Raw genomic sequence first — 11,958 nt, forward strand, 5'->3', positions numbered from 1 at the left:
TAACTGGTCCCCGTTTTGCTTAAGAAATGCTCGTTAAAGTCGCAATGCTCAGCTGGGGCGCGGTGTCTTTTTGCGCCCGAGCCCGATGGAATAGGCTAGTGCGCGCCGAATTTCGGCGTAGGCCGGTGCTACCATGGGGTAGTCCTTCGGAAGATTCCACTTTGTACGATATTCGTCGGGAGACATCCCGAAATTCGTGCGCAGATAACGCTTTAAAAGCTTCAGCTTCGCGCCATCTTCCAGGCACACTAGGTAATCTGGCTTGATGGAGGAGCGAACCGGGACTGCCGGCTCTTGCTTTGGTGCCAACGGCGCGACCGAACTAGCAGTCGCGGTAAGCGCTGAAAAAACACTCTTGATAAGACCCGGCAGATCAGCCGTAGCCGTGACGTTGTTGCTGACATGCGCAGACACGATATCCGCAGTCAGAGCAATTAGATTGTTCTCGGGCATTTGTTAACTCCGACGGGAAACGGCGCAAATAGCAACAGCACTTTTGATGTCTATCCTCTATATCACATTTCAAGAGGTCAGCCGGTATGTCCAAGGGTGCGTCGTAGGTAGCCTGGAATTTTGATTGTCGACTGCCGGAGCAAAGTTTTGAAGGCATAAGGGCCTGCCCAATTAAATTTTAAAACAGCATCCCTTGCGAGAACCCTACGATGCTCTCCGACGTGACATTTATCGCTGCTATGACCGTGCCAATTAGCACTGATATCTAAATCTAAAACCTAGTCGTTTCTGGCGTTGAAATGTTCAACAACCCGTGCGAGAAACTACGTGTAGAAAACGTGCTGTACGGATTGAATGTTGAACGTGACGTCATCCCCCCTCCCCGACCATGCTGGCACCCGCAGGATTGGATATGCGCGCGTGTCCACGGCCGACCAGGACCTTGCACCCCAGCTCGATGTGCTGCGCGCGAAGGGGTGCGATCCGATCTATTCGGAACATGCATCCGGCAAGCAGGCCGACCGACCCGAGCTGTTAAATGCCATGAAAGCGCTGCGCGCCGGGGACACGCTGGTCGTGTGGCGGCTCGACCGGCTCGGCCGATCGCTTCCTGACCTGATCGCGAACGTGAACGAGCTGGCAACGCGAGGCGTTGCTTTCGAGAGCATCACCGAAGCTATCGATACCACCACGGCGTCCGGCAAGCTGGTGTTCAATATCTTCGCCAGCCTCGCCGACTTCGAGCGCCACCTTATCAGCGAACGTACCCGTGCCGGCTTGGCGGCCGGGCGCGCTCGCGGGCGATCGGGCGGCCGGCCCCCTGCCCTTACCCTCAAGCAGCTCCGCGAAGCACGGCTGTTGCTCACCGATCCGGACGCGACGGTGACGGCCGTGGCCGAACGCTACGAGGTAAGCCGAACCACCCTCTACAAGGGGCTGAGGGAGCTTGCGGCCAAGGAAGGGAAGGCATGAGAGCCACATTCATCCGGCACGGCCAGAGCACCGGCAACGCCGGCATACCATGTTATGATCTGGCGACGATCGAGCTGACCGGGAAGGGTTGGAACCAAGCACGTCAGGTCGCGACGGACTGGATTGAAACACCATCGCTGATCGTGACGTCGCCGTTCCTGCGGACCCAGCAGACAGCGGCCCCGACGATCGAGCGTTTTCCCAACGTACCTGTTGAGGAGTGGCCGATCGAGGAGTTCACCTATCTCCAACCCTCCCGCTGGAACGGCACGTTGGCGGCCGATCGGGCACCGCATCTGGTACGGTATTGGGGCCAGGCCGACCCGGCCTATTGCGATGGCGACGACGCGGAGAGTTTTGGCGCGCTGCTACGCCACGCCGAGGCTGCGTTGGGGCGGCTTGCCGCCCTGCCCTCACCAAGCCCGGTCTATGTTTTCAGCCACGGGCAATTCATCCAGGCGGTGCGCGCGGTGGTGACAGAAACTGAGCTGGACGATCGGGGCAAGATGCTCCGTTTCTGGCGCAAAGGCGAGCCTCCTGCGATTGGAAATGCCGAGCTGGTGGAGTTCGAGTGGTTGGATGCTCGCTGGCAACACCGCCATGCAAGGACTTCCGTATAAGAACTAAGCGAATGTACGACTAAGCGAATAAGCCCGGACGTCGCAATGTGGTGGGTAGCGGTCCGGCGGCTTTTGGTTCGGCCAAGAGCGAACGCTGCCGTAGCCTAAAACGGCTATCTTTGCAGTGACAGTGCTCCTGCGCGGGTATCCTACCGCCAGGCGCGCTCGATCCTCGCACGCTAAGTCGATGACTATAATACCGAGCGGCCGCACTCTTCGCTCGGCTACGCCACCCCGGCGGAGTTCGCTGCCGAACTCGAAAAGCACGGGCGGGTTTAAACCCGCCCGTGCTTTGACCGCGCTCCTGCGCGACAACAACGGCTGGTCTCTGGTTCCCGGTGCATGAAAGACGGGGGTCACGCCATGCTGCATCCTCATCGATTATTAACCGTGCCCGTCTAGTTTTCTTCCGATGGGACAAGACCTGAAAATCTCGAACCAGGAACAGCTCGATACGAACGCTCGAGAAATTGGACATCTCGCGATCGAATGCACCGACGCTGCTGGAGAAATGCTGAGCGTAACAGCTAGTATCGCTACGCAGCTCACTGCACTGGACGATCTCAACACCGTCATCTCCGAGCTTCAGAGCCGCCAGACAGCCATATCCCACGCAACCGATCTTACGCGATCTTTATCCGAGTCAACGCTTCACCGAATTTTAGAAAGCCACGATACCATTACGTTGTCGATTACCGAATTTGGCAAGCTGACTGCCCTCATCACGATGCTTGGCTCTCGAATGGTTCGGTTTAACGACGCCATCGAAAAGGTTGGCAACGTTGTAGAGGCGATCGAAGATATCGCTAAGACGACCAAAATGCTTGCTTTGAATGCGAACATTGAGGCGGCTCGGGCAGGCGATGCAGGGCGCGGTTTCGCTGTGGTTGCTGCCGAGGTGAAGCGCCTGTCTTATGATACCAGCGCAGCGACACAGACCATCACGCGTACGGTTGAGGAATTGACTGTAGAGGCAAGTCAGTTCGTTTCCAGCATCGTAGAGGGCGTCCAAAGCGGCAAGCATGCAGAGGACCAATTTAAAATCGTTTTCGAAGCAATGGCCGAAGCGAGAGATCTTGTTCAACGCGTTCAGGAACAGGCCTCCGACGTTGCCGGTCATACTGCCGATATCCATACGAGCGTGAATGACGTGACAGAGCGCCTGAGCGGATATTCCGTAGCGGCAAAACAGCACGCCGTCTGCATCGACAACACCCGTGCAAAAGTATTAAAAATGGAGGTTACGGCTAATTGCGTTTTCAACGACGCAGTCCAGGCTGGCGCACTTACCCATGATCACGCCTACATCGATTTGGCCATCCGTGAACGAGACAACTTTGTTGCTATCGCCGAGAATGCGCTTGAATCCGGTACGCTTGATATAGCTATGCTGTTTGATCATAATTACCTTCCGATCGCAAAATCGGCGCCAGAGCGATTTACGTCAAAATTGAACGCGTTCGCCGATCGCTTTTGGGCACCGGAGTTAGAACGGTTTGTTGCAAGCTCGCCAGCGATCCTCTCGGCGGCGTGCACGGATGTGAACGGTTATCTTCCGACCTGTACATCCGAGTATAACCGGGAGCCGACTGGCGAGTACGACCACGATGACAGGTGGTGCCGCCACGGTCGGATTTTGTTCGATGATATCGATCGCGCCGCTAAGGCGAGCAATGCTCCTTTCTTTTTGTATGTTTATCGCCGCGCTGCAGGCAACGGAAATTATGGAATTGCACGCAATGTCGCCATCCCAATCGTTATTCGCGGTCGGCGTTGGGGAGACTTTGAATGCTCCTATGCTTGCGATTAGTCGCAGTCCCAATGGAGCGCAATTGCATACGGCATGGAAACGCTCAATGTCCGCAATGCGCGGGCCATCTCCGAGTATGAACGTCCGGGTTTGGGCGATTCCTGCCGCTGATTTCACTCACTCACATCGCGTAAAAAATGTTAAGCCACTAAGCGACTAAGCTAGAAAACTGGCTCGGTTGAATGCTAAGCGACTAAGCGATATAAGCAGCTTATAAGCTTAGTAGGAGCGAATATGCAGGTCTGGGCAGTGATCGCGCAAAAAGGTGGGCAGTCTAAGACCACTCTCTCAACCGGATTCGCCGTCGAGGCGGCACGGCAAGGAGCGTCCGTCGTCATTCTTGATGCCGACGATCGTCAGGGATCAGCCCTCTATTGGTCGGAGCGGCGCGAGTCTGATGATGTGATGGTGAAGGACAGCAGCGTCGCCGGCTTGCCCCTCCATATCTCGCGCGGGCGGGCCAGCAGCAAGATCGATCTCATAATCATCGACACGCCCGCAAACTCGAAGGACATAGCCATGCTTGCGGCCGAGCAGGCCGACTTTGTTGTCATACCTGTCGCGCCGCGCGGGCTGGACGTTCATTCGGTTCTGCAAACCATCAAGCAGGTACAGCAGGCCGGTACGCCGTTTGCCGTGATTCTGACGCAGGTTCCGCATCAGGGCGGGGAGGGGCAGGAGGCCCATGCTGGCTTCTCGGCCAAGGGCGTGACGATGTTCGACAGCCGCCTTCATTTCCGCAAGGACTTCTACAAAGCTACGCCTCTTGGAAAAACAGCTGCGGAGACAGAGCCGGACAGCAAGGCGGCAGCCGAGTTGCGATCAGCTTACGAAGAAGCTAAGCGACTAAGCGGCTATACGACTAAGCAAGTAAGCGAGGTGGCTTGATGGCGAAGAAGGTTTCTGCGCTCGCCGGCATCTTTGATGATGAACCCGAAGCCGCGCCGGCACCGGCAACCACGCCGGCTGCCATTCCTCTGGTCGAGCCTGACGTGCCGGCAAAGCGGGCTACTGTCAGCAAAACCAATGCTAAGGCTGCGCCCGCCGGCCGGAGCAGTCATCCGGGCAAGAAGCCGGTCCTGATCCATATTCCCGAAGACATGCATCGCACGCTGCGGCAACTCAGCGTGGAAGAGGGCGGGGAGCCCTTGACCGTGATTACGGAACGGTTGCTGCGTCAGTATTTGGTCAAGCGGGGACACGCTAGGTTTGCCCCATGAGCAAGCGGCGCGACCCCAATCGCGAGTTCGATCTTTTCATCCCGGCGCTTGGCGATCTTCCGCTAAAAGATCAGCGGGAGGTGATGGAGCGTCCGTTCTTCTCCCTCCAGAAACGTAAGCGCTTGAAGCCGATTGAGTACCGAAGCCCCGATGGTGAGGCATGGGTGCGTGTACAGGCGATCCCTGATTATGGGATGGCGACGATCTGGGACGCTGATATCCTGATATGGGCAGCATCGACATTGAATCGCATGAAGCAGCAGGGCGTGAATGATCTGTCCCGCACGTTGACAACCACGCCCTATGACCTGTTGCGTGCGATCAAGCGCGGCACTGGCGGCCGGGACTATCAGGAGCTTCAAGCGGCACTTCTCCGCCTCCAGACAACATCCATTACGACCTCGATCCGCGCGACGACACGCCGGCAGAAAGCCGGCTTCAATTGGCTTGATAGCTGGACCTTCGATACCGACGCCGACACGGAGCAGCCTCGTGGTATGACGCTCACTCTATCGGACTGGGTTTACGACGGCATCGTGAACGAGAAATCGCTTCTCACAATGCATCCCGACTATTTTCTCTTGTCCGGCGGACTGGAACGGGCGCTGTATCGCATAGCGCGTAAACACGCCGGGACGCAGCGCGGTGGATGGCTTTGCCGAGTTGAGGTGTTGCGTGACAAAACCGGTAGCGACGCACAGCCCAAAGAGTTTAATCGAATGCTTCGGCGGGTGATCGAGGCCGACCAGCTTCCCGAGTATGCGATGGAGTTGACCGAGACGACTGACAAAAGTCCGGCCGTGCTGTTCAAGCTGCGCGGTGAGGCTGAGGCACTAGCGTTTGCCGAGAAGATGAGAGTTGAGGAGCAGCGTCGGACCCGTTTCGACGTCGATCGTCGGCGAACCGAGGAAGTCGATGCCCGTATGGACCTCCTCGCGCGGCGCTGACCTATCGGGGTATCACCCACCGGTTCCTAAGCTATCGGGGTTTCACCCACTAAGCTGATAGCTCGAACAGTGACTCAAGACCTTTCGACATAGCCCTGTTGTCTCCAATCTGTGGATAACTGGGGCTGCGACAAGGTTTGCGGTCGGGGTTTCACCCACCATTGCTTCGGGGGATCACCCACTGCGCTATCGGGGTTTCACCCACCGAATCACGGGGTTTCACCCACCGGGAAAATTCTTAAAGCTATAGCAAACCAAGCTTTTTCACCCTGTTTTTCGGACTTAACCTTCTTAACAGTTCATATTTAATAGAATCTTTTAACGCATAGGCACATGCGGAATTGGCCGGTAGGCCAATGTGCCTTGGTTGCGTGCCGGCTAATGCCGTCACCAAGACGGCCTGTCGGCCGCAGGCCTCCGAAAAAGCCAAGACGATCTGATAGGTGTGTGTGTCTGTGCCGTTAGACCGGTCTAATGGTTTGCTGAACGCCTACTCCGAAACTCACCATTAGCGTGCCGGTAGTTCTCACCTCGGAAAATGGTGTGATCGGCTTGGGCCGGAAAACATTCTCGAACCGATGAATAGAGGCATGAAAGCGGATAGCTGCCAAGGCTCGCACCAGATATCGGACCATGGAGAACGCAGGCCGGGCGTTGAATAGGAGGTGATCGCGCGTCGGCGGTATACCTCTCCAATATAATCGTAAATTACCTCCCAGCCCGCCGCCTCGACACGGGTAAGCTTTCCGGAATCATGGCTCTGAATCGTGTCGATGACGGTCCCGGCGGCGGTGGGTACGATCCTGATATCGTCTGCGTAGGCTCGCGCCCATTCGCGGACCATAACGGGCGACAGGAGATTGCTGCCCAGTCGCTCGCCGTCTGACGCTTCCCGGAAAATAACATCGGGAACGAGGACCGGAAGGGGAGGGCGGACCCACTCGGCCGACCGATCGGCCCACCCGATCATCATGAGCGAGCGAGGATCGCACATGATGATGGCGTCGAAGCCTTCCGTGGAGGGCCTATTCACAGCCGTCGCCCCCAAACGGCGATGGCCGTGAACAACCCCACGGCCCAACCGAGCAGAATGGCGAAGGGCCGAGCCACGAACTCGACGGCCATAAAACCCATCAGCCGGCCGAGGATCAGGCCGACGACGATCGCGACCAGAACGATCCAGATCATGCCCGTGGCCCAACGTGATAGGGATTGGGGTCGAAGCGTCCGCGATATTCGGCGTCGGTGCGGTAATCGATCCGATCCAACAACCAAGCCGGTTCGCCTGCCACGAACACGATCGCGCGCTGCTCGCGCATGACCTCATCCGGCGTCAGCAGCTCGCGCCCGGCAAATTGCTGGCTGGCCCCGGTGGAGCTGCCCCGGTTCATGCTATGACTGCCGGTGCCAAGATTGGTGCCGCCACTCTTGCCACGGTTGGCCGTCTCGTACTCGATCGTCGCCTTGCCGAGCATGTCGGAAACGTACTTCGCCGTTTCCAGATCATTGGTGTTGAAAAACTGACTGGTGGCGTTTGCGAGGAGGCTGCCCTTTTTCGGGTAGATTTTGAGCTGGTCCATGTCCTGGAGGAACAGCCACAGCGCCACCCCGAACCCGCGCACCAGGCTGATCGCATCCTCAATCGCGGTCATGCGTCCGAGCTGGGCGAACTCGTCGAGCAGGAAGGCGACCTTGTGGAACGGTGTCACCGTGTCCGCCATAACCCCGGCGAGCGCGTCGTTGACCAGCTCGCGCACGAACCGGGCATTGCCGCCCCGCAGCTTGTCGGCCGGCAGCACGACGTAGACCGTCATCGGTGTGTGCTTGAGATCGCGCAGGGCAAAGTCCGAGCGCGCCAGCGTGCGAGCGATGCGAGGATCATCAAGGAAGGCGGTGTGGCGTCTGGCGCTCGACAGCACCGAACCGCGCTCGCGATCGGCCATGCCGGAGAAGGTGTTGGCGGCGCGCGCGACGATCCCGAACGCGGCATCGCTGACCATCATCGCGGCAAGCGTATCGTCCAGCTCCTCGGCACCGGAGGCTAGCAGCCGGCGAACCTCGCCCATGTTCCGCTTATCTGCGTCCACGCCGGCGACGTGCAGCACAACGCCCCGGATCAGGTCACGGGCGGTATCGTCCCAATGATCGTCGCCGCCCTTGTCGGCCGGGATCACGCAAGCATCCGCGATCGTCATCGCCTGGGCCAGGCAATCCTCACTTTCGAGATCGATGCGATCGAGCCAGTTGAAGCCATGGGCACGATCGCTCGTTACCCCGTAGGGATCGAGCAGCCAGACCGCCTGACCCATGGCGCGACGCGCGCGAGCAGTGACGGCGTAGTTCTCGCCTTTCACGTCCAGCACCAGCGCAGAGCCGGGGTATTCGAGCAGGGTCGGAATTACGAGCCCCGTGCCCTTCCCCGAGCCAGTGGGTGCGAACGTGATGACATGGCCGTTCTGGCGGAAACAGTTGTCGCCAGGCAGCCGATCTGTCGCCCGGCCGAGAGCAAAGCCAGAAGGGGAGGAAGTGTTGGCCGCGGGGAGGTGCCGCAGCGCTCGCATTTGGGCCGTGAAGCCCCAATAGGCGCTACCATGAGTGTCTGGACCATCCGAGGGCCTGTCGGCCCCACAGGGGCAGCTACAGCCGCCTGAGCGGCTCCTGCGATCCAAACGGGGCCTTGCCAGTGTAGAGCAGCCGGATACGATCGGTGTAAGTATAGCGGCTCGCAATGATGATCACCCGGAATTGCAATAAGTGGTAGCTTCCTTCTTACATTGCATAAGACGGACCGACACAGCGAGCGCACGTTCGGTAAGAAGCAAACCACAATCGGTGCGGCGAACGCACAATATCGATCCGTTCACGCAAGATGATTGAACCCGCAAGAAAAGATGGTCGGTGGGGACCGAGCGCGCACCGATTTCGGGATCGGGTTTCTGGTGGGAAAAGCCGGCGCGGTTCAGAGTTTGTCGATCACGAGGGAACCGGCCCTTTTCCTTGCAAGGCCGGCGCCAGTTTCTGACGATCGATAGCCGATATCGTTTTTCCATCAACGTCTTAACCGCATCGCCGGACCCGCTGCATCTTCCTCGTATTGCCTGGAAAAGGGGATGAACTGTTGCGCCCGAGCCGGGAACGATTATCCCGGTACATCTTTACGGGGAGATCTTTGATGAAGCTGGACGATCTTGTGAAAGGCATTGCCGAGGGAAGCGATCTGAGTGCCGCCAAGGCTCGAGCGCTAATCGACCGCGTGTTCGGCGATATCGGTGATGCGGTCGCGCGGGGCGAGGACGTGTCGCTGCACGGGTTCGGCAAGTTCTCCAGAAAGGCCAAAGCCGCCCGGGCTGGTCGCAATCCCCGGACCGGCGAGGCGATGGAGATTGCTGCGTCGACCAAGGTAGTGTTCACACCGGCAAAGACGCTTAAGGACAAGATTTCCTCATGACGACCGAAACAGCGACCAGCCCCAATGCGATCGAACTCGCAGCAGAGCTGACGATCGCGTGGCTAAGCAATCCCAACACACGCGCCGCGGCTGAGGACGTACCGGTATTTCTCAGCCGGATGCACGACAGCGTCGCTGGGTTGATCGACCAACCAAACATGTCGGCTGTGGAGGCTGCGCCCGAGCAGTTCACGCCTGCGGTAACGGTGCGTAAATCCTTGGCGTCGAAGGATCACATCATCTCCTTAATCGATGGCAAGCCGTATAAGATGCTGCGGCGCCATCTGAGCACACATGGGCTTACACCCGAGCAATATCGAGACCGGTACAACCTCAGGGCCGATTACCCGATCGTGGCCGAGAGTTATTCGGAAACGCGGCGCGCCCTGGCGAAAAAAATTGGGCTGGGCCGGAAGCCTGGACAACAAGCGACGGCGCAAGAGCCGGGTCCGCCGCACCAGCGCAAATTGAAGTTGCCGTCGATCACCGAATAAGCCGACATTGCGATTACTCGTTCCGCGCGACTGACCCGGACAAAGCAATCTGGGCGGCGCGCAGGGCGAGCAGCTTTTTGGTATCGGTAGGTGCAAGACAACTCCAGCGGAAGGCCGAACGGTCGGCAGCGCCATCCGACCAGATGCGCTGCGCGACACGAAACAGTTCCTGGACGCTCGGCTGCCGATCAGTCGCTACGCAATCGATCACCGCATTGTCGAACAAGGGATTTATCGAGCGCATCGGCTGATCCTCCTGGCCGTGTCTACGCCGTTTTCATGACGTGACGATGGCGGCTTTCATGGTCGGCAAACTGCCTGGGCGCAGGCATGGGCATAGTTTCCAATGTTCGATTGGCGTCGGGATCATGTCGTCGACAGGAGATTGGCGCGCGATCCCGCAATGTCATCGCTGCACAGAGCAATCTCCGCTGGTGTGCCGCGCACGAAATCTATCGCGCAGACTTTTGCCCGGATCGCCTCGATAGCGATATCGCTCATTGCGCTTCGCTCCCGTCGTTTTCCGCGTCAAACGCACGTTTTCCGCGTCGCTTCCACAGTGCAAGGATGTCGATTGCATTGTTGCCCCGCGCGCGTCCGGCAAGATCGAGTAGCGCACCGTAGATTGTGGCGCGATCGTCGTCGGTCAGCTCGACCAGCCCGGCTTTCTGTACAAGGCCGCCCAGCTCGATCAGGTGGCGTGTTCGTTCTCGGCGTTGCACGACCCAGGTCCGGGTATCGCTACGCCGTCCGGCCGCTTCCGCCCGCAACGTCGCCGCCTGGTTCAGCCGGAACGCCCGATCCGTCGATCGCAGCATCGCCGCCACTTTTGCGCCCGCGCCGCTGAAAGAAAGCAGCGCCTTTCGATCGCCACCCCTCCTTTGCCGCAAGATCTTTAGAGGCAATCGCGTCGAGCAGAACGCCAGCAAGTGTCTCGGCATCGAGCGCATCGGCGCCGGTTGCGGCAACAAGCTGGCCAAGCTGCTCGACCCGCTTGGCTTTGAGCGAGCGTGCCTTGTCGTTCAGTGCCTTCAGCTCGGCATCGTAATCGCGAACCTTACGCATATTTCCTCCAGTACCAACGCGCCGCGGCAGCATCAGATTGCCCCCATATGTGATCCCATGTCCACCAGACCCAAACGCGGCACCGTCGTCCTAGGCTTAAGCAGCGCGCCGGGTGCGACAACTGCGTTCGCGCCGATGCGCACGCCGTCGCCGACTAGTGCTCCGAACTTCTCGACCCCTGTTCGAATTCGCATACCGTCGAGCACAATAACGATGGCGTGATTATCGCGCTCATTCCGGAAATTGGCGATGATAGCCCCAGCTTCCAGATTGACGCCCGCCCCCAGCACACTGTCACCGACGAAATTAAAGTGCGCCAGCTTAGTCCCCGAAAACAAGAACGAGGATTTGAGTTCAGTGCCCGGGCCCAACGTACAACGCTCCCCGAGCCAACAGCCGTCGCGAACATAAGCGCCGCTCGCAATGAAGCAGTAGGGTCCGATGACCGTGGGGCCTTTCAGTACGACGCCTCTTTCTATGCTGGCGGTTTTATGTACAGCGACATTGTCGGAAATACGATAGCCAGCATCAAGATCGTCCAAGAGTACGGCGACAATCTCATGTGACCGGCTGGTAATTTCCCAGGGTGCAAGATTGGCGAACGCTGCAAGCGGCGAGGTAGCGATGGCTGCGATATAATCGCCGATCTGGATCTGGTCGCTCATCTTGCTGATCCCCTTGCCGCCATCTGATACATCGGCCAGCTACCCTATGCTCCGGTAACAAGCATCCTATCGCACTCAGCATCGGGGTAAAGCGGTAACGAGTGGAACAGCACCAAGTCAGTCACGAGGAGCGAAGCGGATTGTGAGTGCGCGCTTATAGATCGTTGCCGATCTGCGCTAAGAAAGGTAGAAGCACGCTCGTCATGGCGATCTACCATTTCTCCGCAAAGGTGATCGGTCGTTCGTCCGGCTCCAGCGCTGTTG

General features: G+C 58.5%; 16 protein-coding genes and 1 pseudogene. 9 read left to right on the forward strand and 8 right to left on the reverse strand.

Features of this window, described 5'->3' with window-relative positions; genetic code table 11:
• Positions 1-48: 48 nt before the first annotated feature.
• Entirely contained in the window at positions 49-453 is a 405-nt protein-coding gene (locus RH91_RS22005) for a MucR family transcriptional regulator (protein WP_010165388.1), read from the reverse strand.
• Positions 454-807: 354 nt separating this feature from the next.
• On the opposite strand from RH91_RS22005, the gene RH91_RS20865 reads away from it, so the two are divergent.
• The 7 genes and pseudogenes from RH91_RS20865 to RH91_RS20890 all read left to right on the forward strand — a co-directional run bounded on the left by RH91_RS20865 (position 808) and on the right by RH91_RS20890 (position 6,022).
• On the forward strand, positions 808-1,425 hold the full coding sequence (locus RH91_RS20865; RefSeq protein ID WP_051116755.1) for a recombinase family protein: 618 nt from the start codon (positions 808-810) through the stop codon (positions 1,423-1,425).
• Positions 1,422-2,045, forward strand: a complete 624-nt coding sequence (locus tag RH91_RS20870; protein ID WP_010165390.1) for a histidine phosphatase family protein — start codon at positions 1,422-1,424, stop codon at positions 2,043-2,045. Before RH91_RS20865 ends, RH91_RS20870 begins: the two co-directional genes overlap by 4 nt.
• A 183-nt stretch (positions 2,046-2,228) precedes the next feature.
• A pseudogene (locus tag RH91_RS22010) lies at positions 2,229-2,309 on the forward strand (integrase core domain-containing protein); the annotation flags it as partial.
• 148 nt (positions 2,310-2,457) lie between these two features.
• Positions 2,458-3,855, forward strand: a complete 1,398-nt coding sequence (locus RH91_RS20875; protein WP_029624171.1) for a methyl-accepting chemotaxis protein — start codon at positions 2,458-2,460, stop codon at positions 3,853-3,855.
• A gap of 234 nt (positions 3,856-4,089) precedes the next feature.
• Positions 4,090-4,743 carry a ParA family protein gene (locus tag RH91_RS20880; RefSeq protein WP_010165392.1) on the forward strand — a complete coding sequence of 218 codons (654 nt, stop codon included), beginning with the start codon at positions 4,090-4,092 and terminating at the stop codon, positions 4,741-4,743.
• On the forward strand, positions 4,743-5,075 hold the full coding sequence (locus tag RH91_RS20885; protein ID WP_010165393.1) for a hypothetical protein: 333 nt from the start codon (positions 4,743-4,745) through the stop codon (positions 5,073-5,075). The genes RH91_RS20880 and RH91_RS20885 overlap by 1 nt, the downstream gene beginning before the upstream one ends.
• The gene (locus RH91_RS20890) at positions 5,072-6,022 is read left to right on the forward strand and encodes a replication initiator protein A (RefSeq protein ID WP_010165394.1); all 951 of its coding nucleotides are present in this window, start codon (positions 5,072-5,074) and stop codon (positions 6,020-6,022) included. The genes RH91_RS20885 and RH91_RS20890 overlap by 4 nt, the downstream gene beginning before the upstream one ends.
• 1,029 nt (positions 6,023-7,051) lie before the next feature.
• Here RH91_RS20890 and RH91_RS22730 read toward each other — a convergent pair.
• Both RH91_RS22730 and RH91_RS20900 read right to left on the reverse strand, forming a co-directional pair.
• Positions 7,052-7,210, reverse strand: a complete 159-nt coding sequence (locus RH91_RS22730; protein WP_157137086.1) for a hypothetical protein — start codon at positions 7,208-7,210, stop codon at positions 7,052-7,054.
• The gene (locus tag RH91_RS20900; protein WP_081469617.1) at positions 7,207-8,583 is read right to left on the reverse strand and encodes a type IV secretory system conjugative DNA transfer family protein; all 1,377 of its coding nucleotides are present in this window, start codon (positions 8,581-8,583) and stop codon (positions 7,207-7,209) included. The genes RH91_RS22730 and RH91_RS20900 overlap by 4 nt, the downstream gene beginning before the upstream one ends.
• A 611-nt stretch (positions 8,584-9,194) precedes the next feature.
• Here RH91_RS20900 and RH91_RS20905 point away from each other — a divergent pair.
• Complete coding sequence (locus tag RH91_RS20905) at positions 9,195-9,470, forward strand: HU family DNA-binding protein (protein WP_010165400.1); 276 nt, start codon at positions 9,195-9,197, stop codon at positions 9,468-9,470.
• Positions 9,467-9,964 carry a MucR family transcriptional regulator gene (locus tag RH91_RS20910; RefSeq protein ID WP_010165401.1) on the forward strand — a complete coding sequence of 166 codons (498 nt, stop codon included), beginning with the start codon at positions 9,467-9,469 and terminating at the stop codon, positions 9,962-9,964. The genes RH91_RS20905 and RH91_RS20910 overlap by 4 nt, the downstream gene beginning before the upstream one ends.
• A 13-nt stretch (positions 9,965-9,977) precedes the next feature.
• Here the strand turns inward: RH91_RS20910 and RH91_RS20915 are convergent, their stop codons facing one another.
• From RH91_RS20915 to RH91_RS20930, 5 genes are all read right to left on the reverse strand, one after another.
• Complete coding sequence (locus tag RH91_RS20915) at positions 9,978-10,208, reverse strand: hypothetical protein (RefSeq protein WP_029624172.1); 231 nt, start codon at positions 10,206-10,208, stop codon at positions 9,978-9,980.
• 122 nt (positions 10,209-10,330) lie between these two features.
• Complete coding sequence (locus RH91_RS23525; RefSeq protein WP_269724699.1) at positions 10,331-10,465, reverse strand: hypothetical protein; 135 nt, start codon at positions 10,463-10,465, stop codon at positions 10,331-10,333.
• Positions 10,462-10,686 (reverse strand): conjugal transfer protein TraD, encoded by a 225-nt coding sequence (locus RH91_RS20920; RefSeq protein ID WP_010165403.1) that lies wholly within the window; start codon positions 10,684-10,686, stop codon positions 10,462-10,464. The genes RH91_RS23525 and RH91_RS20920 overlap by 4 nt, the downstream gene beginning before the upstream one ends.
• Positions 10,687-10,705: 19 nt before the next feature.
• Positions 10,706-11,029 carry a conjugal transfer protein TraD gene (locus RH91_RS20925; protein WP_010165404.1) on the reverse strand — a complete coding sequence of 108 codons (324 nt, stop codon included), beginning with the start codon at positions 11,027-11,029 and terminating at the stop codon, positions 10,706-10,708.
• 32 nt (positions 11,030-11,061) lie between these two features.
• Complete coding sequence (locus RH91_RS20930; RefSeq protein ID WP_010165405.1) at positions 11,062-11,694, reverse strand: transferase; 633 nt, start codon at positions 11,692-11,694, stop codon at positions 11,062-11,064.
• Positions 11,695-11,958: the final 264 nt, after the last annotated feature.

The sequence above is a fragment of the Sphingomonas sp. PAMC 26617 genome, assembly GCF_000242835.1.
In the GTDB taxonomy this organism is placed as follows: domain Bacteria; phylum Pseudomonadota; class Alphaproteobacteria; order Sphingomonadales; family Sphingomonadaceae; genus Sphingomonas.

Bases quoted from the DNA above. Each gene is read 5' to 3' on its own strand.
- RH91_RS22005 (WP_010165388.1), bottom strand. From the start codon at position 453: ATGCCCGAGAACAATCTAATTGCTCTGACTGCGGATATCGTGTCTGCG.
- RH91_RS20865 (WP_051116755.1), top strand. From the start codon at position 808: ATGTTGAACGTGACGTCATCCCCCCTCCCCGACCATGCTGGCACCCGC.
- RH91_RS20870 (WP_010165390.1), top strand. From the start codon at position 1,422: ATGAGAGCCACATTCATCCGGCACGGCCAGAGCACCGGCAACGCCGGC.
- RH91_RS20875 (WP_029624171.1), top strand. From the start codon at position 2,458: ATGGGACAAGACCTGAAAATCTCGAACCAGGAACAGCTCGATACGAAC.
- RH91_RS20880 (WP_010165392.1), top strand. From the start codon at position 4,090: ATGCAGGTCTGGGCAGTGATCGCGCAAAAAGGTGGGCAGTCTAAGACC.
- RH91_RS20885 (WP_010165393.1), top strand. From the start codon at position 4,743: ATGGCGAAGAAGGTTTCTGCGCTCGCCGGCATCTTTGATGATGAACCC.
- RH91_RS20890 (WP_010165394.1), top strand. From the start codon at position 5,072: ATGAGCAAGCGGCGCGACCCCAATCGCGAGTTCGATCTTTTCATCCCG.
- RH91_RS22730 (WP_157137086.1), bottom strand. From the start codon at position 7,210: ATGATCTGGATCGTTCTGGTCGCGATCGTCGTCGGCCTGATCCTCGGC.
- RH91_RS20900 (WP_081469617.1), bottom strand. From the start codon at position 8,583: ATGCGAGCGCTGCGGCACCTCCCCGCGGCCAACACTTCCTCCCCTTCT.
- RH91_RS20905 (WP_010165400.1), top strand. From the start codon at position 9,195: ATGAAGCTGGACGATCTTGTGAAAGGCATTGCCGAGGGAAGCGATCTG.
- RH91_RS20910 (WP_010165401.1), top strand. From the start codon at position 9,467: ATGACGACCGAAACAGCGACCAGCCCCAATGCGATCGAACTCGCAGCA.
- RH91_RS20915 (WP_029624172.1), bottom strand. From the start codon at position 10,208: ATGCGCTCGATAAATCCCTTGTTCGACAATGCGGTGATCGATTGCGTA.
- RH91_RS23525 (WP_269724699.1), bottom strand. From the start codon at position 10,465: ATGAGCGATATCGCTATCGAGGCGATCCGGGCAAAAGTCTGCGCGATA.
- RH91_RS20925 (WP_010165404.1), bottom strand. From the start codon at position 11,029: ATGCGTAAGGTTCGCGATTACGATGCCGAGCTGAAGGCACTGAACGAC.
- RH91_RS20930 (WP_010165405.1), bottom strand. From the start codon at position 11,694: ATGAGCGACCAGATCCAGATCGGCGATTATATCGCAGCCATCGCTACC.